Raw genomic sequence first — 26863 nt, 5'->3', positions numbered from 1 at the left:
ATGGCCAAATAGATATTGCTAGGAAGATAGTAACCGTTTTATCAACTGACTTGTTGATTCAAATTTAAGACCTCAAGCATTCCCTGTTTCAAGATTTTTGCCGTTACAGGCTTAGCAATGTGAAGATTCATGCCGGCTTGAAAACTGTTCTGTCGGTCTTCTTCTCGTGCATGGGCAGTCATTGCAATAATGGGTAAGTTTTCAAATTGTTTCATTGCTCTAATTTTTCGGGTCGCTGTTAATCCATCCATCACAGGCATTTGAATATCCATCAAGACAAGTTCAAAGTCCTCTTTTTTTACCATTTCTAGCGCCTGCTGACCGTTTTCTGCAATTTTTGCGTCAATACCCATTGCTGACAAAAGCTGTTTGGCAACCATTTGATTAACTAAGTTATCTTCAACAAGCAAGACTCGCTTATTTTGCAATAACGAGTCGTTTGCTGGGCTTTCTATCAAGCGGTTTTTAAGTGCTTGGTTTTGTTGCTGCATTTCCATTTTGCAAAGTGATAATAGCGTTGAACGGTAGATAGGTTGTTCAATAAACAAATAAGGTAAGTTCAACGACATGGCTTGTTTTTCAATAGCTGCTATTTTTTCTTTGCGCTCTGGCAGTAAAATACCAACAGCTTTAATATGTTGCCAATGACAATAATGTTGATGACTAAATTCGAGTAAGTTTTTAAACAAATCTTCATCATTTGCTTGTTCCGTATCAATCACTAACACAGTATCTTGCTCTACTACTGATAGGTTAGCTATATCTGTTAACTTACGCACATTAACCGCTAATTGATTAATGCCTTCAACCGCATTTTCACTAATTGACGCCGCTAAACTTGCAATCTCAATTTGGTGATTTAACGGTGAATGATAAATCACGTCATCAAAAAGCACTTCAAAGCTAAATTCACTGCCTTTGCCTAAAGCTGAGTCTATTTTGATTGTCCCGCCCATCAAACTAACAATTTGTTGGCAAATTGCTAAACCTAAACCAGTACCACCGTACTCTCGGGTCATAGACTCATCAACTTGAGTAAACGCGTTAAACAAATCCTTTTGTGCATCAGGCTTGATACCTATACCGGTATCGGTGATAGAAAAGCGTATTTTAGTTTGGTTTTGATGCTTTGCTCTGATGTAAGTATTCACATATAACTTAATAGAACCACTGCGAGTAAACTTCACGGCGTTATTTAAGATGTTATTTAATACTTGAACAAGTCGACCTTCATCTGTTTTTACTTTAGCGGGTAATAAAGGCGATAACTCAATAATAAAATCGAGGCCTTTTTGTTTCGCCTTGCTTAAATTGAATTCAACGGCCTGCTCAATAATTTTATCTAGAGAATAGCTACCGTAATATAACTGCATATTGCCAGACTCAACTTTTGCTAAGTCGAGCAGCTCATCAACAAGTCGCAATAACGATGATGATGCAGATTGAGCTGTAGTAATATACTGCATCTGCAAAGGTGTTATTGTTGTATTTTCGAGTACTGACATCATACCGTCAATAGCATTAATCGGTGTGCGAATCTCGTGACTCATATTTGCCAAGAACTGACTTTTTGCTTGGTTGGCATCTTCGGCATGCTCTTTAGCTTTCATTATGGCGAGTTCGGTAGCATGCTGATTAGTCACATCTCGAATAATGAATACGCTACCAAGAATGGCTTTTTCATCACTAAACACGTAACCACAATAAATATCAAAGTGCTGGTCGTTCACCTCAACATTGCGAATATTTAACGAGCTGTCATTACCTTGCTTAGTCAAATGAACAAAGTGCTCAAGTACCTGACCAATGGCTTTAGGTAATAAGTTTGACGCGTCTTTACCAATTAAGCTCTCATCTTCGACAGATATAAACTTCTTAAACGCGCGATTAACCCCAATTGTTAAGCCTTTAGGATCAGTGAAAATAATTAGTTCAGGAATCGCATTAACGATAGAAACTAATTGCGCAAAGTCTCGCTCATGCTGTTCGCTTTTCGCTCTTAGTGCACTGGTTTGCTCTGCTACACGCTGATCTAGCTCAGAGTTATGATCTTTTAATTTCTGCATCAAGCTGCGGTTTTGACCAAATATATTTTCTACCAACTGGTACCAATAATGCCAACCAAGCGGAGGTTTCTCTTTGCCTGGATCGCCTTTAGCTGAATTTTCGATATGTTGAATAAAGCTCTTGGTCGGCTTAATAAAACTGCCTAAGGTAAGAAGGTACAGCACAAGAACAACAACAAAAAGTGTCCCCATAATCCAAATAAAACTAACTATCGCGTCTCTTATAATGGGAGAAATGAAGGAATTGTAAGGCTGATATTGAATAATAGACCAACCATTCGACTTGAGCTGAACCACTTCAACCCACCAACCATTCTTTTTGAAAAAAGGGCCTCTTGAATTGATATCAGCAAGGCTTAACTCTTGTAATTCAGCGGGAGCAATATCTAGCCATGACACCAGTTGCTGCTCTTCTGTTGTTTCATGAGGGTAATTAATCATCAGTTTTTGTTGCGCGTTTACAACAACGATAGATGCGTTATCACTTGGTCTTTTCGTCAAATATTGAGAAAGCTTAGTTAAATTGAAATCGAGTACTAAAGCCCCCATAAATCGAGATTGGTTATAAACCCCTTGGCCTAAAGAAAAGCTAGCACCTGTGCCCGCGGTATCCATATAAGGTGAAGACCAATAAAGTTCATCTTGCCCTAACCGACTCAAGGCTAAATAGTGAGGGCTTTGACGACTACTCGCATTAAAGCGCCACTGCTCCTTATCTACCCAAGGGTAAATACTGACAAATTGGCGATTAGAAATATAGTAAAGCCAAGACGCTTCAGGGATAACATTGACCGCACTGGCAAAGGCAGGGCCAATTTGCTGCGTCATCTTGATTTCATTTAACGTAGGCTCTGACAAATCAGCAACGCTGCCGTTACCCGTTACATTATTAATTAATGTTTTATCGTCAAAGTGAATGATATCAAGATAGAAGCCCTCTTTATCATCAACCAGTCTGGGTAATGGCGCTAATGTAAGTGCATGGTTTTTTAAATGGTATTGAGCAAGACTAGAAAGGTTATTAATGGTATTAATACCTAAAGCTAATCGCTGATCTAGTAAATCAGTATTGCTTAAAAGCTGCTGAAATCGGCGAGTTTGATGCTCCTCTACAGAAGCGTAATAACGTGAAATTGCAATAATAACGGCGAGTAAACCTACTACGATAAAAACCGAGAAAACTAATCGGTTATAACGTTGAAACAATCGCGTTTTATTATCTTTATTTTGCACAACAACTCTTTCGAATAAATCAGCCTTTGACGAATATAACATTAAAGACTGATTCGATTAAGTCTTTGTCTACAGAAGTTTTTATTAAAGTTTGCCCGTTACTGCTTTTTATCAACCAGCGTGCAAATACGATCACCGTAATAATTATCAGCATAGTTGCAAACTTTTACCGCTTGCTGTAATGATTTATTTAGACGACCAATTAATAGTTTTTTTAATGTACTCATAATGCTCTCCTTTTGTTACTGGTAATCATTATGCATGCGCCAATTAATTCATTAAATTAAATAAAATAGATTGTAGTATTCGCTTTTTTAGATTGCGCATCTCATAACGTATTATCAAGTGCAGACAACATTTTTATCACTGCTGTTCAATTTCAAATATTATTTACAACCCGTGCATTATTGTTAATTGGCAAGGCCACATTTATTTATCCAAGTTAACCTAGATGATGCACATTTAGTACTACCATCTTCAGTTGTAGAACATGTTTTGACAGTTTTATCAGACTGGCAGAAATTCATAGAGTTGTTGTTATTGAAGGCGTCTAAACCATAAAATGGGTCTGATAGCGATCCTGAACCTCCTCCCGTCGTCGGTTGTTGACCGTCAGATTCACTTTCATTTGTCAAAAAATCAATTAAACAATTTGATACTAAAACACCAGTTAGATCAATTTCACCGCCACCGAATAGCTCACCATATTTAAATCCATCAATTTTTGTCCATCCCTTATTTAACTCAAGGTTAAAAACAACTTGATTATCGCGCATAGAGTCACTCGCTAAATGAACATTAAAAGCAAGTCTATTGTCAAAATCATCGCCTCTAAAAACTATTAAGTTTCTATTAATGTAAGAAAAACTAATATTTATAACGCCTTGCCCTTGCCCAAGCGATATTCCCCCGCCATTCACCAATTTTTCATGTGTTAACTCTAAGGCAGTATCACCATTGAAAGAATCGCTTAATTTATCCCGTATTTCTTTTCTAATTGCACGCTTGCTTTCAGGGCTAGATAGAAACGCTGTTGGGTGGCTATCACAAGAGCTGTCGTTATTACCTGCCCCTTGGGCACTCTTGCTCATAATAAAATCTGGCTTAGGAAATAATTCACTACTGCTTATGCTTGCTTCACTTATTGCATTAATAAGATCATCATTGAAATCAAGGTAACTGTGCATTATTGCAGATTGATTTGATGTTAGAGGAAATGCCCTTGCGCTCACGAATGGGCGATTTTGAGAGTCTATTTTTGTTGTGACAATAAACTTATATATGTCTTTTGTTTTGTGAACAGGAATCAAAATTTCTTTAGAAATTGGTTCACAATAACTCGCAATGCTTCCATTACGAAAAATATCACAGTTATTCACTGGAGCATTAGCCACAGCTATATTTCTCGCATTTATTTCATTACAGTCTTCACAAGCATATGCTTGAACATCTTGCTTTCCATCAAACAGAAAAGCTAAAGATAATGGTGAAAAAAACAGTGTTAAGATAACAGAAATGTACTTCATAAAAATCCCTTTAATATTTACTTCAGATAAAACTAACACCATGTAAAAAAAACACAACAAGAAGTAAAAAAAATGTTAACAGCAAGGTTTTTGACTGTGTAGCTAATAACACTCCTTGTTATTAGCCCCAGCCTTTTGACACCACAAAAGTAAACTTTGGCAACTATTTTATTCAATCACTTAAGAACGTCTACTACATGTTTTCTTCAGCAAAAGAGGCTAATCGACTTCTAACAACACCATTTAAGTTCACTGTACTACTGCCAGGGAAATCTTTAAATCTTTCAACGATATACGTTAAGCCCGACGTTACTGCGGTTAAATAATTACTATCAATTTGTGCCAAATTACCAGAACAGATTAGCTTGGTTCCTTCACCACAGCGCGTAATGATTGTTTTAAGCTGTGAAGCAGTGAGGTTTTGACATTCATCTAAAATAACAAAAGCATTTTGAATACTTCTACCACGCATAAAGTTTACCGATTTAAACTGAATATTCGCCTTTTCCATAATGTAATTTAGACTACCATTCATATTCTCATCTTGTTTATGCAACACTTCTAAAGAGTCAGTAATAGCTGCTAACCATGGGGCCATTTTCTCTTCTTCGGTGCCAGGCAAAAAGCCTATCGATTCAGCAATTTCAGGTGTTGAACGAGTCACAATAATTTTGTCATATAGGCCACGTTCTACCACTTGCTCTAAAGCCGTAGCTAACGCCAGTAATGTTTTACCACAACCCGCAGGACCTGTTAGTACAACCATATCAATATTTGGGTCTAACAATGCATCCATCGCCATACCCTGATAGACATTTTTCGGCGATATACCCCAGGCACTTTTTCCCATTAAGCGCTCGCGAGAAACATCTTGAATGGCAACTTTTTCATCATCCCATCCAGTGACTTTACCGGCGAAGTGTTCTGTTTCATCAATCACGTACTCATTCATATAAGTACTTTTTAATAGCGATTTTTCTACATAATGGGTTGTCACACGGCCACTTGTCTCACTATCGCAATCTTTAACGTGCTGCCAAAAGTCTCCTTCAAACGCTTGATAACCCTTAGTTAAGAATTGAATATCATCAATTAATTGGTCAGTTCTATAGTCTTCAACGAAATTCAATCCCGCGCCTTTGGCTTTCAAGCGCATGTTAATATCTTTAGTGACCAATACAACTTTCCTACCGTCACTTTTTGACTGTAAATGCAGGGCAGCGGTAATAATGCGGTTATCGTTGTCGTTAAATGACAGACGACTCCCCTTCATTGTCGATACTTGAGTATTGTCTTTTTCTAGCGCGTAATCATTAAAAATGGCCAAAGTACCTGTTGGTTCACCTTCACCACCAACGTGGGCAAGCGAGACACCTTCAACAATTTCTTCAGGTGTGGCATTAGCGAGAGTATCTTCGAGCGCTCGAATGGCAACACGGGCGTCACGACTAACATCTTTTTTTCTATCTTTTATTGAGTCGAGCTCTTCTAAAACCGTCATTGGAATAACAACGTTGTGCTCTTTAAAGGAGAGGAAAGCGAAAGGTTCGTGCAGTAAAATATTTGTGTCGAGTACGTAAGTGATTTTGTTATCTGCCATAGCATATCCTTCTACGATAGAACGCTAAACAGATGGTCTTACTGGTGAAAGAAATGTCCCATCTAAGTTAGCGAACGGACAAATGTAAAGTCAGTATTGACACTTCCACTGTCTCACTAAGTGATCACCAAAACAAGCAAAAAATGTCGTTTTTTAATGAATTTTTTTACGCTATAAAAAGGTCATTGACTTGTCATAATTTGATGGCAAACTGGCCAATTAGGTCAGGCATTCTTAATTCAATATTCACTTTGCCCCGCCACTTTATTCCTTTCTGTCGAAAATCGCTGACAAATTGCCAATAATAAGATTTTTTTAATGATTACAACTATGATTAACGGTAATATAGCGCGCCATTTTTGAGCTAGCGACTAGGAGACACACGTTAATGTCATTTCAACTCGGCCAACGCTGGATAAGCGATAGCGAATCTGAACAAGGTTTAGGTACAGTTACAGCACTAGAAAACCGCTTTGTTACCATAGTTTTTACCGCAACAGGCGACTCAAGGCAGTATGCCAAAGCTGATGCACCGCTAACCCGAGTTATCTTTAATGAAGGCGACATTATTCCTAGCCACGAAGGCTGGCAGTTGCAAATAGAATCAATTGAAGAGCAAAATCAATTACTCACTTATCATGGTATTCGTGTCGATACGCAAGAGCCGACAAGTTTGAAAGAGGTGATGATTGATCATTTTATCAAATTCAATAAGCCTCATGATCGCCTGCTAAATGGTCAAATAGATCGCCTTGATTGGTTTCAACTGCGTAAAAACTGTTTGAGTAAGCAATTCGAGCAGCAACAGTCAGATTTATCAGGCTTAGTTGGCGGACGTGTTAGTCTGATCCCTCATCAATTGTATATTGCAGAAGAAGTCGGTAAACGTTTCGCTCCACGTGTTTTACTTGCCGATGAAGTGGGTTTAGGTAAAACCATTGAAGCTGGTCTTATTATTCACCAACAACTCGTTAGTGGACGAGCAAGCCGAATTCTGATCATCGTGCCTGAGCCTTTAATGCATCAGTGGTTGGTTGAAATGCTACGTCGCTTTAATTTGGCATTTAGTATATTTGATGAAGAGCGATGCCTTGAATCTGGCGAAGAAAACCCATTTAGTACCGAGCAATTAGTACTCGTTAATTTAGATTTTGTTTGCCAAAACCCACAATGGTATGAAGCGATTATTGCCGAAGAATGGGATTTAATGGTCGTTGATGAAGCACACCATTTGAATTGGCAGCCAGAAAAACCGAGCCTTGAGTATCAATGCATTGAACAACTTGCACAAACAATTCCAGGCGTTTTGCTATTAACTGCTACGCCGGATCAGTTAGGTCATGAAAGTCATTTCGCTCGCTTACGATTACTCGATCCTGACCGTTTCTTTAACTATGCAAAATTCGTAGAAGAAGAAAGCCATTACCAAGACGTCGCCCAAAGTGCCAACAAACTTCTCAGTGACGATGAACTCTTTGCTGACGACATCAGCACCTTAGCGAGCCTATTAAAAGAAAGCGACGTATCAGATTTACTTTTACTAGCAAATAGTGATGATGAAGAGCGTGATGAAGCCCGCCAAAGCTTAGTGAAACAGTTGCTTGATCGCCATGGTACAGGCCGTATCTTGTTTAGAAACTCTCGAAACACGATTAAAGGTTTCCCTGAGCGACAGCTAAAGGCTGCGCCATTAACAATGCCTGACGATTATCAGGATAAAATTGTTGAGTACATTCAATCAAACGACATTGAAACGCTAAAAACAGCACAACAAAGCCAGTGGCTCAATACGCCAGAGCGACTATTTGAACTCGACCATCATGATTACCCTTGGTACGACATTGATCCACGCGTTGACTTCTTAATTGATTTATTAAAATCACTTGATAAAGAAAAAGTATTAGTCATTTGTGCTCATGCGCAAACAGCAATTGATATAGAAAATGCCTTAAGAACAAAAGAAGGTATGCGCGCAGCTGTATTCCACGAAGGTTTGTCAATTATTGAACGCGACAGAGCTGCTGCCTATTTTGCGCAAGACGAAGACTCTGCCCAAGTATTATTGTGTTCTGAAATCGGCAGTGAAGGCCGAAATTTCCAATTTGCGCATCATCTCGTGTTATTTGATTTACCAAGTAACCCTGATCTACTCGAACAACGTATTGGCCGTTTAGACCGCATTGGTCAAACGCAAACAATTAAATTACATGTCCCATATTTTGAACAATCAGCGCAGTCACTATTGTTCAATTGGTACCATAAAGGCCTTAATGCCTTTGAACATACTTGTATTACCGGCCGCGCTGTTTATGAGCAATATGGGGCAACGCTTGTCCAATTAGCATTAACAGCAAATTGGCAATCGGCTCAAGCAGATCAATTCATTGCTGACAGCCATGAAAAACACTTAGAAATAAAAGCCGATTTAGAATCAGGCCGAGATAAATTGCTAGAGCTTAATTCTTCAGGCCAAGGTCGTGCGCAACAACTTGTTTCATTAATTGATGAGCAAGATCAAGGCATTGAGTTACCTAGCTTTATGTTTAATGTTTTCGACGTATTTAATGTACAGCAAGATGACAAAGCCGATAACGCCATTGCTTTGCACCCAACAGAGCACATGTTGAACTCGAACTTTCCTAATTTGCCAGAAGACGGTACAACCGTGACCTTCAACCGTCACACTGCACTAGCATGTGAAGATTATCAGCTGCTCACTTGGGATCACCCAATGGTTCGAGGCTCAATGGATTTAATTCTATCTGACGACATTGGTAACTCAAGCATAGGTATATTAAAGAACCCAGCGATCCCAGCGGGTACCTTTTTCTTAGAGTGCATATTTACCGTTGAAGCTACCGCGCCAAGCCAATTGCAATTACCACGGTATTTACCAACAACACCTATTCGCATTTTAGTGGATAAAAACGGTAATGATTTGGCTGACAAAGTGCCATCTAAGGTGTTTGATAAGCAATTATCACCAGTTAAAAAACAAGTCGCTTTACAGTTAGTGAAGGCGCTTAAATCTCAAGTATCGCCTTTAGTGTCATCAGCTGAAGAGCACGCACAGCAGCAAGTAAATGCGATTCAGAAAAAAGCGTTAGCGCAAATGAACGAATCACTTAATGAAGAATATGACCGTTTATTTGCATTATCAAAAATTAACCCAAATGTTCGTGCATCTGAATTAGCCTTTATCAAAGAGCAACAAGAGCAACTGAGTCACTTTATTGATCATGCGATGTTGAAATTCGAAGCTATTCGTTTAATCGTAGCGGGTCAATAATATTATGGTAGCTAATCCTGACTTTATTTATCGACCGCCAATGTCGCCTTACCTTGATATCGTTTATCAAGATAATGACATCGTCGTATTAAACAAGACGAGCGGTTTGCTTTCAGTGCCTGGGCGTTTGCCTGAGCACCAAGATTGCTTAGAAAATAGAGTAAAGTCAGTATTACCAACAGCTACCATAGTACATCGACTCGACATGGCAACGTCAGGTTTACTGATCATGGCGTTGAATAAGCCTGCCCATGTTCATGTATCAAGACAATTTGAACAACGCAAAGTCAGTAAGAAGTATCGTGCCCGCGTGTATGGGCACCTTGATAAAACTGAAGGTGAAGTGAATTTGCCGCTTATTTGTGATTGGCCGAACCGTCCTAAACAAAAAGTTGACCATGAACATGGTAAGCCTTCAATAACCAAATTTCAGGTACTGGCAATTGAAGAAGAAACCAGCTTAGTCGAATTAACACCAATTACCGGGCGCTCGCACCAATTACGCGTACATATGTTATCACTAGGACACCCTATTATTGGCGATCGCCTATATGCACATGATAGTGCATTAGCACTAAGTGAACGACTGCAATTGCATGCTTATACAATTAGTTTTCATCACCCCGTTACTAATGAAAAACTATCGTTAGAAGCACCTTGTCCTTTTTAAATTTCGTTAACTATCACTCAAGTTTTTGACAAGTATACCGATGTAGTATTGAAGCACAATTAGGCACCTGTGATGACAAAATATAAAAACCAATCTTTGATCTATTTAGCTTTTCTATTAAGCGTTACATTGTTTTTTATGTTGCCTGCAGTGGCGCAAGACTCAGAAGCAAATAAGAATGAATCACAACGTGTTTTAGTGCCACCTGCCGACTACTTCAGCCAACAGCAAGATGATATTAAACACTATTTAAATCAAGTCACAGAAACTTTAATTGGTACTCAATCACATGCGCTACTTGAGCAAAAAAGTAATACGCCAATCAATAAAGGGACGGTATTGTTGCTGCCTGATTGGCATGACTTTATCGCACCTGCACAACATTTAGCGTATCTAGCAAAAACATTGCCTGATATGGGTTATACCACGATCAGTATTCAACCGCCGGCCATGCCTGAGAATTACCCTTCAACCGCTATTACTGAAGAAGAAAGAGCAACACAGAATAAAGCATTATTGGATGATTACCTTCGTCAGTTACAGGCGTTGATGGTAAATGTCATGGAAAAAGCGCAACAACAACAAGGCGCTATTTTGGTTGCGACTGCAGGCAGTAACGCAGGCTTCTTAATGTCTCTTTATCAAGAAGCGGCTATCCCAGTGCCACAAGCATTCATTATGTTGAGTGCTTATCAACTAACCGACCAACAAGATTTAGCCTTTGCTAAAGCCGTCAGTGAGAGTGAACTGCCGACCTTAGATCTATACCTCAAGCATGACAATATGAGAGTAGAGCCAAGCGTTAAGATGAGACAAAAAGAAAGTACGCGAAATCTCAAAGTTGAATACCGTCAATACAAACTGAATAACTTTGCTACCGGCTACTATCCACAAGAGAATACGCGTAAGGCGATTGAAGGCTGGCTCGCATCAATGGGCTGGTAGGCTTTACCAATATTGCGCTTTATTTAGCGCAGCGACACAAATACTGTCGCCTGTTAATATTGGAATATCATCACCTGAGAGGCTTTGAGCCAACCAACCATGAGGAAAAGATAAAGGCTGTGGCGCCTTAATTTGCCTTTCCGTGATCACGTCAAAACCCACCTTGCTGTAATAGGCAGGATCACCATAAGTAAACACGAGCGTAACCCCCTGTTTTTTTAAATACTCAATGCCTTCGGTAATTAACTGCTGCCCGACACCTTGTTTTTGGGACAGTGAATTAACGGCTACCGGTGACAAAATAAAGCTTTGAAGTGGCTCTTCGAATATCATACGACTAAAAATAATGACACCAATAATTTGTTGATGCTGCTTAGCTACAAAGCAATAAATATCTTGGCTAGGCGTTGTTTCTAATAGCGCTTTGGCTAACTCACCAATAACCAGACCTTCGTTCTCACCTTCAGATTTGCTAAAGGCCTCAACATATACAGCAACAACGTCATTTAGCTCATTTTCGGTATATAAAGAAACTTCCATAGCCCTTCCTTATTCATGCTCTCGTTAATCAACATTTGCCATAATCAAATCATACGCCGCTTGTATATCTTGCGCTTTTTGCTTGGCATCGTTCATCATTTCAGGCGGCAGACCTTTCGCGACAAGTTTATCTGGGTGATGTTGAGACATGAGTTTACGATGAGCTTTCTTAATGGTTTTCTTATCGTCTCCTTTTTCAACACCTAATAGCTTGTAAGCACTAGCCAACTGGTGCTTCGGCGAAGGCTGCGATGAACGGCCACTTTGATGACCGTGAAACTGAGCCCCAGCGCTAATCATATCAAGCAATCGATCAAGCTCTTGAGCCGAAACGCCGAGTAATGTTGCTATTTGGCGCAGTGCATCTTTTTCTTCTGTAACCAGCACACCATCAGCAAGTGCTAGCTGAATTTGAATTTCAAGAAACATTAAGATCAAATCATGACGACCTTTGGCACTTTCCATAAATTTTGCGATGCGCTGCTCTAACGGAAAGCCAGCCAATTTACCTTCTCTAAAGGCATCTTGCGCTTGTTGCTTCAACTCGCCTTTTAAGCCAATTTTATCCATATATTGGCTAGCAAACTTTATTTCATGCTCGTTTACACGCCCTTTTGCTTTAGCAACGTAACCCATCACTGAAAAGGTTGTATAAAGAAAAGCTGCTTGCGCATTTAAATCACCATCAGTTGACTGAAAATTAAAATTTAAATGGCGGCGACGATCAAAACTATGCCCTAACCACAAGCCCAATAATGCGCCAAAGATATTCTTAGACAGCATAAAGCCAAATAAAAAGCCAAAAACCTTGCCCCAAACTCTCATGATACTGTTTAAATTTCCTTAAAGCCGTTTTCTTGGGCTTGTTGATTAAGTTGTTCTAGTCGCTCAGGCGTGCCAACATCGGTCCACGGTGTTTCAATCACTTGTCCACTAACCAGCCCTTCCTGACAGGCCGACTTTAATACTGTCCCTAAAGACAATGGCCCTTGATGATGCAAGTATGGTGTAAAGAGTTTAGCTCGTAACACCGCAATTCCTGAATAAGTATAGGTTTCATCATCAGTATTTTTAGGCAAAACGACTTGCCCTTCAACTAACTGAAAATCACCGGTGAGATTATGCTCGGGATTTTTCACTAAACCGATATGGGCTGAAGCATTAACGTTAAAACTCAACTTGGTATAATCAAGTAAACAGAAAACATCTCCGTTAACTAATAAGAAAGGTTCGTCATTAAATGTCGATAAAACATTAATAATGCCACCTGCTGTTTCTAATGCTCCCACCTCTTCTTTGCTATAACGGATATTCATTTGCCACTGGCTGCCATCACCAAAGTACTCGACAATTTTTTCACCGTACCATGCATGGTTGATGACAACGTCTGTAACACCTGCTTTTTTTAGTTGAATAAGGTGATGTTCAAGTAAAGGCTTGCCAAAAACTTTCAACATAGGCTTTGGGCATTGATTGGTTAAAGGGCGCATACGCTCACCTTTTCCCGCCGCTAAAATCATGGCCTTCATGAAAGCTTCCTCAACACTTGAGGTAAAATGTCTTTTTCAACAAAACGGCCAAACCAAACCAGCTCTGGATAGTGACTACTTACTTCAATAATGTATCTAAGGGTTAGTGGGATATCATTCAAATAGCCATGTTTGTTATCGCGAAGTGACAAGCGGGCAAAAATACCACTGGCTTTTATGTGGCGTTGCATTCCCATCAAATCAAACCAGCGTTGCCATCTTGATTTGTCGACATCTTTGGTCTGTACCGCAAGTTGCTCATTTATTCTGATTTTCGATAAATAATAATCGAATAAAGCTGAGATTTCCTCACAAGAAAGCTGTTTGTAACAATCACGCAAAAGAGAAACAATGTCATAGGTTATTGAGCCTTGCACTGCATCTTGGAAATCAATTATTGCAATTTGATCATGTTGAACCATTAAATTTCGGCTATGAAAATCTCGATGCATCATCACCCGAGGCTGATCAGCAACGTTTTGAATTAACACATTGAAAGTATGCTCAATATGCTGTTGTTGCTCTGGCGTTAACTCAATCGCTAAATACTCACCGACTAACCATTGAGTGAAAATAGAGAGCTCAGTTAAGACAAAAGCATCGTTATATTCGGGGAGTTCAAGCGATGCACCTTGATAATCTAGTGTGGTTATTTTGACTAACTCATCAATGGCTTTTTTATACCAAGGTAATAATTCCTCTTGTGCAATCACATCAAAGAATTGTCTATCACCTAGATCTTCAAGCATCATGAAACCGTTAGTTTCATCAAACGCGAGCACTGATGGCACAGGCACTTGATTATTTTCTAAGGCATTGGCGACATTTACAAATGCGCAATTATTAGATAACGCAGGTGGCGCATCAACAGCGATAAAAGAATCATCAGGTGCTAAAACGATACGAAAGTATTGCCTGAAACCGGCATCGCCTGTAAGTGAGGCAATTTCTACGTTTTCTTTACTAATATGGGTTTGTTTTAACTGGCTTAACTGCTTAAAAAGCCAAGCATTAAACAATAAACTACGATCTGTCGCCACGTGCGATTTCTTCCTACATTGCGAATAAAATTTCTGTTAACAAATTGGTAAAAATTGTTCTAAGATAAACGCTTAATCGAATAAACTCGTGTTATAATGCAAAAATTATAACAATAACCCAAGAATTTATATTATTTCGGATATTAGATGCTCTGTAACCGTTTCCTAAAATGGGCGTTTAGCTGTGTGTTCTTCTCTAGTTTCTCACACGCAGCAAACACTACCGAAAAAAGTGAAGAATTGACATGCCCAATTCCATCGTACGCAAAAGTCATGGAAGTATCGGATATGCTACCCAAAGACTTCATTCAAATTAGCTCAGATCATGCGTTTATTGAAAAGAATCGTTTAGCCAAGTTTGATGGCAATGTTCTGATGAGCCAAAATGGTCAGTCAATCAAAGCAGATTCCTTAGCCTTTAACCGCGAAACCGAAAGCCTAGACGCATCGGGTAGCATTCACTTTCAAAGTGAAGGCGTTAATGTATTTGCTGAGCATCTAAATGCTGACAAACAAAACTTAAGTACAACGTTAAGTGATGCTTCCTACCAATTAAGTAGCAACCCTGGCCATGGTGGCGCAAGTATCATATACGTCAATGCTGATGGTTCGCTTAGCTTAGTTGATTCAACCTACACGACTTGTTTAGGCGAAGTACCCGATTGGCAAATTTCAGCAGGCCAAATTTATATTTCTGAACAAGATAATGTGGGTGAAGTATACAATGCCGTTTTGCGTGTTTTTGATGTACCTGTTTTATACGTACCTTACTTTAACTTTCCTGTAACTAACAAACGAAAAACTGGTTTCCTCTACCCTAAAATTGGTTCATCAAGCAACGTTGGTTTTGAAGTTGAAGCGCCATTTTATTGGAACATAGCACCCAATATGGATGCGACGATTACGCCTCATTATATGTCTAAGCGTGGCTTATTATTGAATTCAGAATTTCGTTACCTTCAAGGTGAGCAGCAAGGTGCTATTAATTTTGAATACTTAAATAAAGATAAAGAGTTAACAGGCGCTGCCGGCGAAGAAGCGCGTTATTTAGGGCGTTTTCAACACTTCGGGACATTTAACGATAACTTTCGCGTTTACGTAGATTACACATCGATCAGTGATGACAATTATTTAGTTGATATTGGCAGCGAACATTACAATTCGTCTGACGCCTACTTATATCAAATTGGTGAAATCTCTTATTTTGCCAAAGACTGGCAACTAACAGCTAAAACCCAAGACTTTGAGGTTTTAGGTAATTATATTCAAAGCTACAAAACCTTACCTCAAATAGAATTTGATGGCGCCTTCGACATGGATAGTGTTGGCGGAGTATTTGAGCTCTACTCTGAATATTCTCGATTTACTAATCGAGATAGCTCACTACCTGAAGCTGATCGTTATCATATTGAAGCGGGTATGACATTCCCTATCGCGACCCCTGCTTACTTTTTAAATTCTGAATTTAAGTTATTGCAAACCCATTACGAACAAGACAACTTAACGCCTGATAGCACCTTGAGTGAGTCAGTGACTCGAACTTTACCCAAAGCGCGTATTCACGGTGGTATTAACTTTGATCGCGCTATGAGCAAAGCCGGTTACACCCAAACTTTAGAACCGCAATTACAATATCTGTATGTTGGCGATGAAGACCAAAGTACGATTGGCATATACGATTCAGCACCACTACAAGACGATTATGACGGATTATTTAGAGATAGACGCTGGAGTGGTTTAGACAGAATAGCCGCTGCTAACCAGTTATCTTGGGGTGTAACATCACGTATTTTAGATCCAAGCTCTAATGAAGTATTTCGCGCAAGTATAGGTCAAATTAACTATTTTGATGCTCAGGAAAGCGTAACTGCAAATGGCTTAATTGTCGACGATGAAACATCAGCCTTAGCAGCAGATGTTTACTTCCAACTACATAGAAAATGGCAGTTTAGTGGCGACCTTCAATACGACACCCATGATCAAAAAACCAATAAAAGTCAGTTTAGCGTTGATTACCTGCCTAGCAGAAAACATTCAATTCAATTGAACCATCGTTACATTCGCAATGTCTCAACAGAAACACTCGAACAACTTTCTTTGCTTGGCACGACCAAAGTTTCAGAAAACTGGCAATTAGTTGGCCGTGTTACGCAAGATATGCGTAAAAACCGAAGCTTAGAAAGTTACTTAGGTGTGCAATATCAAAGTTGTTGTTGGGCTGTTAGATTTGCTTATCATAGGCATATTAATACAACGATTGATGATAATGACATTAACAACCAAAACCGCGATGAATTCGACAGCGGGTTTGTGTTACAGTTAGTGATAACAGGCCTAAGTGGCAATAAGTCATCATTATCAGCTCAAGATATGTTAAATTCGAGCATCTTTGGCTATAAAAAACCGTATTTTCTTAAAAATTAACTAGAACGAAAATTAATGAAAACAATATTATCTTTAAAAAGCTTATTAGTAGTTGCACTGCTGAGTATTGGTGCATTAAGCCCGTCTTTAAGTCATAGTGCCGAGCAAGAAGTTGACCGCGTTGCTGCGATTGTTAACTCAACGGTAGTACTTGAATCAGAAGTACAAGACATGATTAAAAACGTTAAAGCGCAAGCTAAAGCGAAGAGCCAGACCTTACCTTCTGATACGGCTATTCGCGTACAAGTCATGGACAAACTCATTAACGAAGCACTTATTCTTGAATTAGGTGACCGTATGGGTGTTCAAATTAGTGATGCGCAGCTAGATGAAACAATTCTGAATTTAGCAAAATCAAATAACATGTCTTTAGAGCAGTTTCGCCAAATTATCGTCAATGACGGTATGAGCTATGAAGCATACCGAGAAAGTGTACGTAACGAATTAGTGCTTGGTGAAGTAAGACGAGCAAGTGTTCGTCGTCGTATTTATATCTCACCCCAAGAAGTAGCGAATTTGCTAGAAACAATGAAACAGCAAACGAGCCAAAATGAAGAATACAATATCGGTCACATTTTAATTGAGTTTCCACCTGAGCCAAAGCAAGCTGATTTAGATGCGGCGAAAAAACGTGCTGATAAAGTTATTGAGTTACTCAATAACGGTTCTGAATTCCGTAAAATTGCTATTGCGTCATCAGGTGATGCGAATGCACTTGACGGTGGTAGTATAGGTTGGAAAACAATCAATGAATTACCTACATTATTTGCAGAAGTTATCGACGGTAAGAAAAAAGGTGAGGTATTCGGGCCAATCCGCACAGGGTTAGGTTTTAGTATTGTAAAAATTCTTGATGTTCGTGGCCGTGAAGTTGTAGAAGTGGAAGAAGTTAAGGCTCGTCATATTCTTATCAAACCAACTATCATTTTAAGTGAAGCAAAAGCAGAAGAGATGCTACAAGGCTTCTTAGATCAAATTGCAGCGGGTGAAGCTGATTTCGCTGAGCTAGCAAAAGAGCACTCTGAAGGCCCTACATCTGTGCGTGGTGGTGATTTAGGGTGGTCGGATCCAAATAAATACGATCCAGCATTTAGAGACACCTTAGCAAGTTTAGACATTGACGAATACAGTAAGCCGTTTCGAAGTTCATTTGGTTGGCATATTACCCAATTAACAGGCAGAAGAATGCTTGATGCTACAGCACAAATGAATGAAAACAAGGCTTATCAAATGCTTTACAACCGTAAATTCGGTATGGAAAGTGCGCGTTGGATTAAAGAAACACGTGACGAAGCTTATATAGAAATTTTCGATCAGGAATAACGAATGAGCCTTAGAATTGCAATTACACCTGGCGAACCAGCAGGTATTGGCCCCGATTTAATCATCAATATTGCTCAACAAGCATGGCCTATCCAGCTAGTTGTAGTTGCATCAAAGCAGTTACTTATTGAGCGCGCAGCGCTACTTAACCTGCCTATCTCTTTGGTTGATTATGATCCAGACAACAGTGACGCCGTTTCTGCCGGCGTCATTACTGTTTTAGATGTGCCTTTAGGTGATACTTGCCGAGCTGGCGAATTAAACCCCAATAACGGCCAATACGTCGTCGAAACACTACGCATTGCTAGTGAAAAAAATATGTCTGGTGAGTTTGCAGCGGTTGTCACAGGCCCAGTGCATAAAGGGTTAATTAACCAAGCAGGTATTGCATTTAGTGGCCACACTGAATACTTTGCGATGCAAGCAAACTGCACTGATGTTGTCATGATGTTGGCAACTGAAGGTTTACGTGTTGCATTAGTGACAACGCATATTCCTTTAGCTTATGTTTCTAGAGCGATTACGCCAGAGCGCTTAAGTAAAGTCACTAGAATACTTCACCATGATTTACAAACTAAGTTTGGCATTCAATCCCCTAAAATTTATGCCTGTGGCATTAATCCGCACGCGGGAGAAGACGGTCACTTAGGTAAAGAAGAAATTGAAGTAATGAATCCAACCTTTGATATTTTGCGTGCAGAAGGCATTAACATCATAGGTCCTTTACCTGCCGATACCATTTTCCAAGAAAAATATTTAGAAGATGCCGATGCGATTTTATCAATGTTCCATGATCAAGGCTTACCTGTGTTAAAATACAAAGGCTTTGGACAATCGGTAAATATCACACTTGGCTTACCATTTATTCGCACCTCTGTGGATCATGGTACTGCTCTTGATTTAGCCGGCACTAACCAAGCAGATAATGGCAGTTTCATAGCTGCAATCGATAGCGCCATATTATTAAGTCAAAACAAATCATGAGTAAAAATAGTCACTTAGGTCATCAAGCTAAAAAGCGCTTTGGCCAAAACTTCCTGAATAATGATGCCATTATTTCAAGCATCGTCGATGCTATTAACCCTGAACCAGGTGAAAATCTAGTAGAGATTGGCCCAGGTTTAGGTGCATTAACAGAGCCCGTGGTCGACCGTGCAGGCAAGTTATCCGTTGTAGAATTAGATAGAGACTTAGCTCATCGTTTACGTCACCACCCATTTTTGGCTTCGAAACTAACCATTCATGAAATAGACGCATTAAAATTTGATTTTAGAGAATTAGCGACCGAAGAAAAGCCCCTAAGAATTTTTGGTAATTTGCCTTATAACATTTCAACACCGCTTATTTTTCATTTACTGAGCTTTAAAGATAGTGTGCAAGACATGCACTTTATGTTGCAAAAAGAAGTGGTTGATCGCATGGCTGCGGCACCTAACACGAAAGCCTTTGGTCGACTATCTATCATGACTCAGTATCAATGTCAGGTTATCCCGGTCATGGAAATTGGTCCAGAGGCATTTACGCCTGCACCCAAAGTTGATTCAGCCATTGTTCGCTTAATTCCTCATAAAGAAATAGCGAATCCAGTAGAGGCATTGGAAGACTTAAATCAAGTGTGTTTGACAGCATTTAATCAACGTCGCAAGACGATTCGTAATAGCTTTAAAAAGCTAATTGATGCTCAAATACTTATTGACCATGATATTGATCCAACATTACGTCCTGAAAACTTGACCATTGATCAATTTATTACGTTAGCTAATATCGTCACCAAACAAAAACAGCAAGCTTAATCTTATGCTAGATATGGAAACGACAACATGGATCGACGTTCAGGTAGACGCTGAATTTTTACCTGAACAGTCGCTGACAAGTGAAGATAGGTATATGTTTCAATATACCATTACTATCACTAATCGTGGTGAGCATAGCAGCCAATTATTATCTCGTTCTTGGCTCATCACCGATTCAATAGGCGAAACCAATACGGTTGAAGGTGACGGCGTTGTAGGACAACAACCCATTCTTCAACCTAATCAAAGCTATACCTATACCAGCGGCTGTATATTAAAGAGCCCACTTGGCACAATGGAAGGCTTTTACGTTTTTATTCAAGAAGACGGCACAAAAGTTAAAGCACCTATCAAGGTGTTTACCTTAGCGATGCCTAACATTATCAATTAACTTATGGCGCTTTATATCGTTGGCGATATTCAAGGTTGCCATAAAGAATTAAAAGCGCTGCTTGAAAAAGCAAAATTTGATAAAAATAAGGATCAGCTCTGGTCAGCTGGCGATATTGTTGCCAGAGGAAGTGATTCGCTAGCCACTATTGAATTCCTACAAAGTTTAGGCGATAGCTTTAATAGTGTTTTGGGCAACCATGACTTACATTTAATGTCGATTTATTATGGCATAAAAAAAGCTAAAAAATCTGACAAATTAGACAACCTACTAGCAAGCAAAAACATTAATAGTATTATCGAGTGGCTAGCCCAATTCCCTTTAATGCTGCCATTACCCGATGGTAAATCATATTTATCTCATGCCGGCATTTCACCACAGTGGACACTAACCCAAGCCATCGAAAACGCTCAGTTTGTTGAAAAGCGACTGCGTGCAAAAGACAGAGAAAAGTGGTTGACTCGGATGTACGGCAACACGCCAAATAGTTGGCACCAAGTAGCGACGAAAACAGAGCGCTTTAGGTTTACTGTCAATGCCTTTACCCGCATGCGATTTTGTTATCAAGATGGCAGTTTAGAGTTTGATTGCAAGTCATCCCCTGAAGATGCTCCAAAAGATGTTAAGCCTTGGTTTACGTTATTGACCGAAGAGCAGAAAAACATCACATGGTATTTTGGTCATTGGGCTGCCTTAATGGGTGAAACAGGACTCAAGAATATTATCGCACTCGACACTGGCTGTGTCTGGGGAAACCATCTTACGATGATCAAAGTGAAATCAGGCAAGTTATTAACACAAAATTCATATCTCTAAACTAAACACACATTTTCCTTCGGCAATTTGTAACTAAAGGTGTAAAACTCACAACAGTTGTTATAATCTGCAAAAAGCTCTAAATATTTTTTCAAATGGACCGATAAGTAATTTTAGAGAATTATAATATCCTTCATTGAGTTAGCGTTTAAAATTGGTGGTATCTATGAAATTAACTGTAGCGATGAAAATAATTGGTGGCTTTACCATTTTATCTCTCCTACTTGTCATCACAAGTTTAATGTCGATTATGAATCTCGATACAATTAGTGATTCAGCAAAACAACAAAATGAACTTGCAACCCCTACGCTTCAAGGTAGTAACGAGTTAGCAACCGCGATAGCTAAAATGGGTAACGTCACGTTAAAAGCATTTTATCAATCTGATCTTGAATCAATAAATGCTAACAAGACAGAGTATCAAGCAATTGAAGATCGCTTTACTAAGACGCTAAAGCGCTTGAAATCAACAGTTTCATCTGAGCCTCAACTAGCCAGCAACGTGAAAAGTGTAGAATCATCATTTATGTCGTTAAAAAGTGCGACAAGCCAAGTGTTTGCTTCTCGAACTGAAAATATCAATTTAACGTCAATTCTAGTTGATCAAGTCGATATTCTCGAAGAAAAGGCCGATGACGCAGCGACTATCTTGCTTGATTTAGCTGACCATGACCTTGCCGATACCAAGTTAGCATCTTCAATTTCTGCTGGTGAAAACCTTGAAACAGTATTAAATGCTATCGTATCTTCGGCATACGAATATCGTGATACTGCATCAACGCAAACGGCTGACTTTATTACGCGTGAATTAGGTAGTTCAAAAAATGAGATGCTAGCTCAAGTTCGTTACATTTCAAGTAACTTAGTCGATGCGGGTGTTTCTGACATTGCTGATGATTTAAACGACCTTATTAACGAGATTGTCGACATACTTGACGGTTCAAATAGCCTAATCAATGTTAAGAATAGCCAGTTAAACACTGAAGCCTCAGCTAAAGCGCAGTTAATTGAATCTGAAAATTTAATTGATGCTGCAAATAGTATTCTTGGCAAGCAAGTTGAATTAGCAAACAGAACAACGTCTCAAGCAGCTAAGAGTGTTGGTGGTGCTGTAAGTTCAGGTACAACACAAACTATCGTGATTATGCTTGTTTCTATTACTTTAGCTATCATTATTTCGTTTTTCACCTTAATGAGCATCATACGCCCACTAGGCCGTGTTAATGACATGCTTAAGATTGTTGCATCGGGTGATTTATCTCACAAATTAGACGACAGTGGTCAAGATGAATTTGCAACGCTAGCTAGCAACTGTAACATGTTAATTGATAGCCTACGAAGCTTGATTCAAGGTATCGTGAGTCGCTCAACTCAACTAGCGGCTGCGGCAGAGCAAACCTCAGCAGTTACTGCCCAAAGTACAACAGCGATTGAAGAGCAGCGCAACCAAGTAGAACAAGCTGCATCTGCAACAACCGAAATGAGCTCTACTTCACAAAGCGTACTATCAAGTGCTAATGACGCATTAGGTGAGATCAAACAAGCGGATGATGAAGCTGAACGTGTTAAAGGTATTTCAGATAAAAACCGTGAAACCATTGAAGCATTGGCGAGCGAAGTTGAATCTGCCTCACAAGTTATTAATAAACTACAACAAGATAGTGCGTCTATCGGTGGTATATTGGATGTTATTCGAGGTATTGCTGAGCAAACGAACTTACTTGCACTAAACGCAGCAATTGAAGCAGCACGAGCCGGTGAGCAAGGCCGTGGTTTTGCCGTTGTTGCCGACGAAGTGCGAACGTTAGCAAGTCGTACGCAAGAGTCAACGCAAGAAATTCAAAACATGATTGAAGCGCTACAAACAGGTGCACAGAAAGCGGTATCAGTTATGGACACTGGTAAAGCACAAGCTGTTAACTGTGTAGAGCAATCAGAAATGGCCGATAAAGCCCTTGAAACTATTACGCATGCAGTGCATGAAGCTTACGACCGCTCTAGCCAGATTGCGACCGCAGCAGAAGAGCAAAGTGTTGTTGCTCACGAAATCAGTGAAAACTTAGAATCAATTGTGGCGATTGCTGAACAAACAACGGCGGGTTCGAAACAAACCGCTTCATCAAGTTCTGAGGTAGCTCGCTTATCTGAAGAACTTCAACAGTCGGTACAAGAATTTAAGTTATAACGCTAAACGTAAATTCATAAAAGGCTGGTATTCACCAGCCTTTTTTATTGTCATAATAATCTTTTCTTCTCAAAGCTAATATCAATGAAACTAGCCAAAAAATACGATCAACCTGAAGTCTTACTCATGGCAATGGCCTTTACGATGCCGTTAGTTTTTTCTGTGTGGATGGTATTGCTTAATAACTTCGTTATAGAGCAAGCAAGTTTTACCGGCGAAGAAATAGGTATTTTACAAAGTATTCGTGAAATACCAGGATTTTTAGCGTTTACCGCAGTTTATTTATTATTGTTTTTAAAAGAACAAAAGTTAGCAATTATTTCTTTAGCTGTCACAGCATTAGGCGTTGGCTTAACAGGTTTTTTTCCTTCAACTTATGGCTTGTATTTAACAACCTTATTAATGTCGACGGGTTTTCACTACTTTGAAACAGTCAATCAATCCCTAACACTTCAATGGATCGACAAAGAAAAAACGGCTCACTTTATGGGGCGTTTACTTTCGGCCAAGTCTGTTGGGTCATTGCTAGCTTATGGCAGTGTTTGGATACTCATGGATTATGCCGGCTGGAGTTATCAGTCAACCTATGCATTATTTGGCTTTTTCGCGCTCGTTATGGCGTTATTAATGTACTTTGCATTCTCGTCATTTGAACAACCGCACAGCCAATCTAAAAAGCTCATTCTTCGAAAAGATTATTGGTTATTTTACGCGTTAACCTTTTTCAGCGGTGCTAGAAGACAAATTTTTGTTGTGTTCGCAGGCTTCTTAATGGTTGAAAAGTTTCATTATTCTGTTGCTGATATCAGTGCGTTATTTTTAATTAACTATGTATTTAACTGGATATTTGCAGCCCGCATAGGAAAGTTAATTGGCAAGGTTGGTGAACGCAACATATTGATTTTTGAGTATGTCGGTTTAATTATTTTGTTTATTGCTTACGGCCTGGTCGAAACGGGTATGGCGGCGGCTATACTGTATGTTGTCGACCATCTATTTTTTGCCTTGGCAATTGCCATAAAAACCTACTTCCAGAAAATTGCCCGTCCTGAAGATATCGCCGCAACAGCCGGCGTCAGCTTTTCAATTAATCATATTGCTGCAGTTGTTATTCCTGCGATATTAGGCGCCGTTTGGATGGTAGACAGTTCACTCGTCTTTTATGTCGGTGCCGGTTTTGCCGCTTGCTCACTAATGCTTTCGATACTTATCCCAAAAACACCTGAGCAAGGTCATGAATGGCGATATAAGAAGAGAATGGCATAACCCCTAAGGTTATGCCTTATATACTAACTTAACTGCTTATTTTCGTTGGTAAACGTTAAAACGTAAATCGTAGGCATTGCGCTCATCTGCTGTGCGCAATTCGGTGCTGAGTTGTTGCCAATCATGAGCAAGATCATAGGCAGGAAATTGTGTATCACCATCGATATCTGCATCAATATGAGTAATATAAAGTCGGTCAGCTTTAGGCATACAATGCGCATAAATAGCACCACCACCAATCACCATTATCTCTTCAACATCTTGAACTAATGCCAGTGCTTGCTCAACACTTTGTACAACGTCAACACCTTCAATAGTTAATGCAGTATCGCGTGAAATGACGATGTTTTTTCGACCTGGTAATGGCCTACCTATAGAGTCATAGGTTTTACGCCCCATGATGATAGGCTTACCTAAAGTCGTTTGTTTGAAATACGCCAGATCGGCTGGCAAGTGCCATGGCATATCGTTATCTTTACCAATTATGCGGTTGCTGGCATGCGCAACGATCATAGATAGAGTTGTCATATAAAAGCTAAAATAAATAAAAACTGCACGCATCTTAACAAAAGCAGACACGATCAAAAAGGCGCGATTACCAAAGTAATTGCGCCTTAATACTTTATATCGAAAGTTTAATTAATTACTTACGATATTCAACTTCTACGTCGTATTCGTCTTCATCCCAATCATCATCATCGAGATCATCGTCGAAATCTGCAATTGTTTCTTCGTGGTAAGTATCCCACTTAAACTCAACAGACTCTTCGTCTTGCTCTTCTTCGACAACCGTCGGCAATGTTTCAATGAAGGTCATTAAGCTTTGGCACAAATCATCTGTACCCATTTTACCAAATGCCGAAATAGAACGAACTTCGCCTTGCCAATCTAGCTCTTTAATAATGCGCTCAGTTATTTCTTGTGCTTCTTCTTCAAGTAACAAATCAAGTTTATTAAGCACTAACCAACGAGGTTTAGCTGCAAGCTTTGGTGAATGCTCTTCTAGTTCATTGATGATCGTTTTTGCATTGTCGACAGGATCGCTGCCATCGACAGGTAATACATCAACAACATGAAGTAAAATACGACAACGCTCTAAGTGACGAAGGAATTTAGTCCCTAAACCTGCACCATCAGCCGCACCTTCAATAAGACCGGGGATATCAGCGATAACGAAACTACGCTGAGAGTCTAAACGCACAACACCCAAATTAGGCACTAGCGTTGTAAATGGGTAATCAGCGACTTTCGGTTTGGCTGCAGAGACACTGCGAATAAGCGTTGATTTACCTGCATTTGGCAAACCAAGTAAGCCAACATCAGCAAGCAATAATAATTCTAAGCGTATATTACGAATTTCACCTGGGGTGCCTTTTGTACATTGACGTGGTGCGCGGTTTGTTGAACTTTTAAAACGCGTATTACCAAGACCGTGCCAACCACCTTTAGCAACCATTAAGGTTTGCTTATGTTTAGTCAAGTCACCAATTTGCTCACCAGTATCAACATCAATCGCACGCGTACCAACAGGTACTTTGAGGTATAAAGGATCTGCACTTTTACCAGTACAATCTCGACTTTGGCCATTTTCACCACGTTTTGCTCGATGGAAACGCTCGAATCGATAATCAATTAACGTATTCAAGCCTTCATCAGCAATGAGATATACATCACCGCCGTCGCCGCCGTCGCCGCCGTTTGGACCACCAAACTCAATATATTTTTCACGACGAAAACTTACGATACCGTTACCGCCATCGCCAGCTTCTGCTCTGATTTCTACTTCATCTACAAATTTCATGGTCTTTTAAGACACTCCAAAATTGTTTGTACTCACCTATTATAAGCGATCTTAATAACTTAGCTAAAAGATCTTTGTAGGCTTTTGTATTCAACTGCCAGTTTCATTTTTTACTGGTAAAAAAAAACCCCGCTCAACTGCGGGGTTTTTCATACAGTTTCGAAACTTATTCAGCTACGATACTAACAAACTTACGGTTTTTAGGACCTTTAACTTCAAACTGAACTTTACCATCTGATAAAGCGAATAAAGTGTGGTCTTTACCGATACCCATGTTAGTACCAGCGTGGAATTTAGTACCACGTTGACGAACGATAATGTTACCTGCTAAAACAGTCTCACCACCGAAGCGCTTAACACCTAGGCGTTTACTTTCTGAATCACGACCGTTTTTGGTACTACCTGCTGCCTTCTTATGTGCCATTT

The 26863-nt window shown here is 39.6% G+C and carries 22 protein-coding genes; 11 read left to right on the top strand and 11 right to left on the bottom strand.

Going from position 1 to position 26863, the window contains the following annotated elements; translation table 11 throughout:
- Nucleotides 1-41: 41 nt before the first annotated feature.
- From QQK02_RS11780 to QQK02_RS11765, 4 genes are all read right to left on the bottom strand, one after another.
- On the bottom strand, nt 42-3299 hold the full coding sequence (locus QQK02_RS11780) for a PAS domain-containing hybrid sensor histidine kinase/response regulator (protein WP_284208243.1): 3258 nt from the start codon (nt 3297-3299) through the stop codon (nt 42-44).
- Between the two features lie 98 nt (nt 3300-3397).
- On the bottom strand, nt 3398-3526 hold the full coding sequence (locus tag QQK02_RS11775) for a hypothetical protein (protein ID WP_284208242.1): 129 nt from the start codon (nt 3524-3526) through the stop codon (nt 3398-3400).
- A 183-nt stretch (nt 3527-3709) separates the two neighbouring features.
- On the bottom strand, nt 3710-4867 hold the full coding sequence (locus QQK02_RS11770) for a hypothetical protein (RefSeq protein WP_284208241.1): 1158 nt from the start codon (nt 4865-4867) through the stop codon (nt 3710-3712).
- Nucleotides 4868-5018: 151 nt separating this feature from the next.
- Nucleotides 5019-6425: a PhoH family protein gene (locus tag QQK02_RS11765; RefSeq protein WP_284208239.1), complete on the bottom strand. Its 1407-nt coding sequence runs from the start codon at nt 6423-6425 to the stop codon at nt 5019-5021.
- A gap of 388 nt (nt 6426-6813) precedes the next feature.
- Here QQK02_RS11765 and rapA point away from each other — a divergent pair, with 388 nt between their 5' ends.
- The 3 genes from rapA to QQK02_RS11750 all read left to right on the top strand — a co-directional run bounded on the left by rapA (nt 6814) and on the right by QQK02_RS11750 (nt 11329).
- Nucleotides 6814-9714, top strand: coding sequence for an RNA polymerase-associated protein RapA (rapA, locus tag QQK02_RS11760; protein ID WP_284208238.1), 2901 nt, complete (start codon nt 6814-6816; stop codon nt 9712-9714).
- Nucleotides 9715-9718: 4 nt separating this feature from the next.
- Nucleotides 9719-10384, top strand: a complete 666-nt coding sequence (locus QQK02_RS11755; RefSeq protein WP_284208237.1) for an RluA family pseudouridine synthase — start codon at nt 9719-9721, stop codon at nt 10382-10384.
- A 72-nt stretch (nt 10385-10456) separates the two neighbouring features.
- Nucleotides 10457-11329, top strand: a complete 873-nt coding sequence (locus QQK02_RS11750; RefSeq protein WP_284208236.1) for a DUF3530 family protein — start codon at nt 10457-10459, stop codon at nt 11327-11329.
- 3 nt (nt 11330-11332) lie between these two features.
- Here the strand turns inward: QQK02_RS11750 and QQK02_RS11745 are convergent, their stop codons facing one another.
- From QQK02_RS11745 to QQK02_RS11730, 4 genes are read right to left on the bottom strand one after another with little or no spacing between them, the layout of a single operon-like run.
- Entirely contained in the window at nt 11333-11869 is a 537-nt protein-coding gene (locus QQK02_RS11745; RefSeq protein ID WP_284208235.1) for a GNAT family N-acetyltransferase, read from the bottom strand.
- 24 nt (nt 11870-11893) lie between these two features.
- Nucleotides 11894-12694, bottom strand: coding sequence for a co-chaperone DjlA (gene djlA / locus QQK02_RS11740; RefSeq protein WP_284208234.1), 801 nt, complete (start codon nt 12692-12694; stop codon nt 11894-11896).
- Nucleotides 12695-12702: 8 nt separating this feature from the next.
- Nucleotides 12703-13398 (bottom strand): N-acetylmuramate alpha-1-phosphate uridylyltransferase MurU, encoded by a 696-nt coding sequence (gene murU, locus QQK02_RS11735; protein ID WP_284208233.1) that lies wholly within the window; start codon nt 13396-13398, stop codon nt 12703-12705.
- Entirely contained in the window at nt 13395-14438 is a 1044-nt protein-coding gene (locus QQK02_RS11730) for an aminoglycoside phosphotransferase family protein (RefSeq protein WP_284208232.1), read from the bottom strand. Before QQK02_RS11730 ends, murU begins: the two co-directional genes overlap by 4 nt.
- A 147-nt stretch (nt 14439-14585) precedes the next feature.
- Here QQK02_RS11730 and lptD point away from each other — a divergent pair, with 147 nt between their 5' ends.
- From lptD to QQK02_RS11690, 8 genes are all read left to right on the top strand, one after another.
- Entirely contained in the window at nt 14586-16862 is a 2277-nt protein-coding gene (gene lptD / locus QQK02_RS11725) for an LPS assembly protein LptD (RefSeq protein WP_284208230.1), read from the top strand.
- A gap of 15 nt (nt 16863-16877) precedes the next feature.
- Nucleotides 16878-18185 (top strand): peptidylprolyl isomerase SurA, encoded by a 1308-nt coding sequence (gene surA / locus QQK02_RS11720; RefSeq protein ID WP_284208229.1) that lies wholly within the window; start codon nt 16878-16880, stop codon nt 18183-18185.
- Nucleotides 18186-18188: 3 nt separating this feature from the next.
- Nucleotides 18189-19169, top strand: coding sequence for a 4-hydroxythreonine-4-phosphate dehydrogenase PdxA (gene pdxA, locus QQK02_RS11715; RefSeq protein ID WP_284208228.1), 981 nt, complete (start codon nt 18189-18191; stop codon nt 19167-19169).
- A complete protein-coding gene (gene rsmA / locus QQK02_RS11710; RefSeq protein WP_284208227.1) occupies nt 19166-19978 on the top strand; it encodes a 16S rRNA (adenine(1518)-N(6)/adenine(1519)-N(6))-dimethyltransferase RsmA in 813 nt (270 codons plus the stop codon). Before pdxA ends, rsmA begins: the two co-directional genes overlap by 4 nt.
- Before the next feature lie 13 nt (nt 19979-19991).
- A complete protein-coding gene (gene apaG / locus QQK02_RS11705; protein WP_284208226.1) occupies nt 19992-20369 on the top strand; it encodes a Co2+/Mg2+ efflux protein ApaG in 378 nt (125 codons plus the stop codon).
- Between the two features lie 3 nt (nt 20370-20372).
- The gene (locus QQK02_RS11700; protein WP_284208225.1) at nt 20373-21185 is read left to right on the top strand and encodes a symmetrical bis(5'-nucleosyl)-tetraphosphatase; all 813 of its coding nucleotides are present in this window, start codon (nt 20373-20375) and stop codon (nt 21183-21185) included.
- Between the two features lie 166 nt (nt 21186-21351).
- Nucleotides 21352-23370 carry a methyl-accepting chemotaxis protein gene (locus QQK02_RS11695; RefSeq protein WP_284208224.1) on the top strand — a complete coding sequence of 673 codons (2019 nt, stop codon included), beginning with the start codon at nt 21352-21354 and terminating at the stop codon, nt 23368-23370.
- 84 nt (nt 23371-23454) lie between these two features.
- The gene (locus tag QQK02_RS11690) at nt 23455-24636 is read left to right on the top strand and encodes an MFS transporter (RefSeq protein ID WP_284208223.1); all 1182 of its coding nucleotides are present in this window, start codon (nt 23455-23457) and stop codon (nt 24634-24636) included.
- Between the two features lie 36 nt (nt 24637-24672).
- Here QQK02_RS11690 and folA read toward each other — a convergent pair whose 3' ends face one another.
- From folA to rpmA, 3 genes are all read right to left on the bottom strand, one after another.
- Nucleotides 24673-25164 (bottom strand): type 3 dihydrofolate reductase, encoded by a 492-nt coding sequence (folA, locus tag QQK02_RS11685; RefSeq protein ID WP_284208222.1) that lies wholly within the window; start codon nt 25162-25164, stop codon nt 24673-24675.
- A 115-nt stretch (nt 25165-25279) separates the two neighbouring features.
- Complete coding sequence (gene cgtA / locus QQK02_RS11680) at nt 25280-26437, bottom strand: Obg family GTPase CgtA (protein ID WP_284208221.1); 1158 nt, start codon at nt 26435-26437, stop codon at nt 25280-25282.
- Between the two features lie 166 nt (nt 26438-26603).
- Nucleotides 26604-26861, bottom strand: coding sequence for a 50S ribosomal protein L27 (rpmA, locus tag QQK02_RS11675; protein WP_284208220.1), 258 nt, complete (start codon nt 26859-26861; stop codon nt 26604-26606).
- Nucleotides 26862-26863: the final 2 nt, after the last annotated feature.

It is taken from the genome of Thalassotalea eurytherma (genome assembly GCF_030161415.1).
Lineage (GTDB): Bacteria > Pseudomonadota > Gammaproteobacteria > Enterobacterales > Alteromonadaceae > Thalassotalea_G > Thalassotalea_G eurytherma.
The sequence above is the reverse complement of the archived record's forward strand: the minus strand, read 5'-3'. Positions and strand labels throughout refer to the sequence as shown.

Bases quoted from the DNA above. Each gene is read 5' to 3' on its own strand.
- QQK02_RS11700 (WP_284208225.1), top strand. From the start codon at position 20,373: ATGGCGCTTTATATCGTTGGCGATATTCAAGGTTGCCATAAAGAATTA.
- QQK02_RS11690 (WP_284208223.1), top strand. From the start codon at position 23,455: ATGAAACTAGCCAAAAAATACGATCAACCTGAAGTCTTACTCATGGCA.
- QQK02_RS11765 (WP_284208239.1), bottom strand. From the start codon at position 6,425: ATGGCAGATAACAAAATCACTTACGTACTCGACACAAATATTTTACTG.
- rpmA (WP_284208220.1), bottom strand. From the start codon at position 26,861: ATGGCACATAAGAAGGCAGCAGGTAGTACCAAAAACGGTCGTGATTCA.
- QQK02_RS11775 (WP_284208242.1), bottom strand. From the start codon at position 3,526: ATGAGTACATTAAAAAAACTATTAATTGGTCGTCTAAATAAATCATTA.
- cgtA (WP_284208221.1), bottom strand. From the start codon at position 26,437: ATGAAATTTGTAGATGAAGTAGAAATCAGAGCAGAAGCTGGCGATGGC.
- folA (WP_284208222.1), bottom strand. From the start codon at position 25,164: ATGACAACTCTATCTATGATCGTTGCGCATGCCAGCAACCGCATAATT.
- QQK02_RS11750 (WP_284208236.1), top strand. From the start codon at position 10,457: ATGACAAAATATAAAAACCAATCTTTGATCTATTTAGCTTTTCTATTA.
- apaG (WP_284208226.1), top strand. From the start codon at position 19,992: ATGGAAACGACAACATGGATCGACGTTCAGGTAGACGCTGAATTTTTA.
- lptD (WP_284208230.1), top strand. From the start codon at position 14,586: ATGCTCTGTAACCGTTTCCTAAAATGGGCGTTTAGCTGTGTGTTCTTC.
- rsmA (WP_284208227.1), top strand. From the start codon at position 19,166: ATGAGTAAAAATAGTCACTTAGGTCATCAAGCTAAAAAGCGCTTTGGC.
- QQK02_RS11695 (WP_284208224.1), top strand. From the start codon at position 21,352: ATGAAATTAACTGTAGCGATGAAAATAATTGGTGGCTTTACCATTTTA.
- QQK02_RS11770 (WP_284208241.1), bottom strand. From the start codon at position 4,867: ATGGTGTTAGTTTTATCTGAAGTAAATATTAAAGGGATTTTTATGAAG.
- murU (WP_284208233.1), bottom strand. From the start codon at position 13,398: ATGAAGGCCATGATTTTAGCGGCGGGAAAAGGTGAGCGTATGCGCCCT.
- pdxA (WP_284208228.1), top strand. From the start codon at position 18,189: ATGAGCCTTAGAATTGCAATTACACCTGGCGAACCAGCAGGTATTGGC.
- djlA (WP_284208234.1), bottom strand. From the start codon at position 12,694: ATGAGAGTTTGGGGCAAGGTTTTTGGCTTTTTATTTGGCTTTATGCTG.
- QQK02_RS11745 (WP_284208235.1), bottom strand. From the start codon at position 11,869: ATGGAAGTTTCTTTATATACCGAAAATGAGCTAAATGACGTTGTTGCT.
- surA (WP_284208229.1), top strand. From the start codon at position 16,878: ATGAAAACAATATTATCTTTAAAAAGCTTATTAGTAGTTGCACTGCTG.
- QQK02_RS11755 (WP_284208237.1), top strand. From the start codon at position 9,719: ATGGTAGCTAATCCTGACTTTATTTATCGACCGCCAATGTCGCCTTAC.
- rapA (WP_284208238.1), top strand. From the start codon at position 6,814: ATGTCATTTCAACTCGGCCAACGCTGGATAAGCGATAGCGAATCTGAA.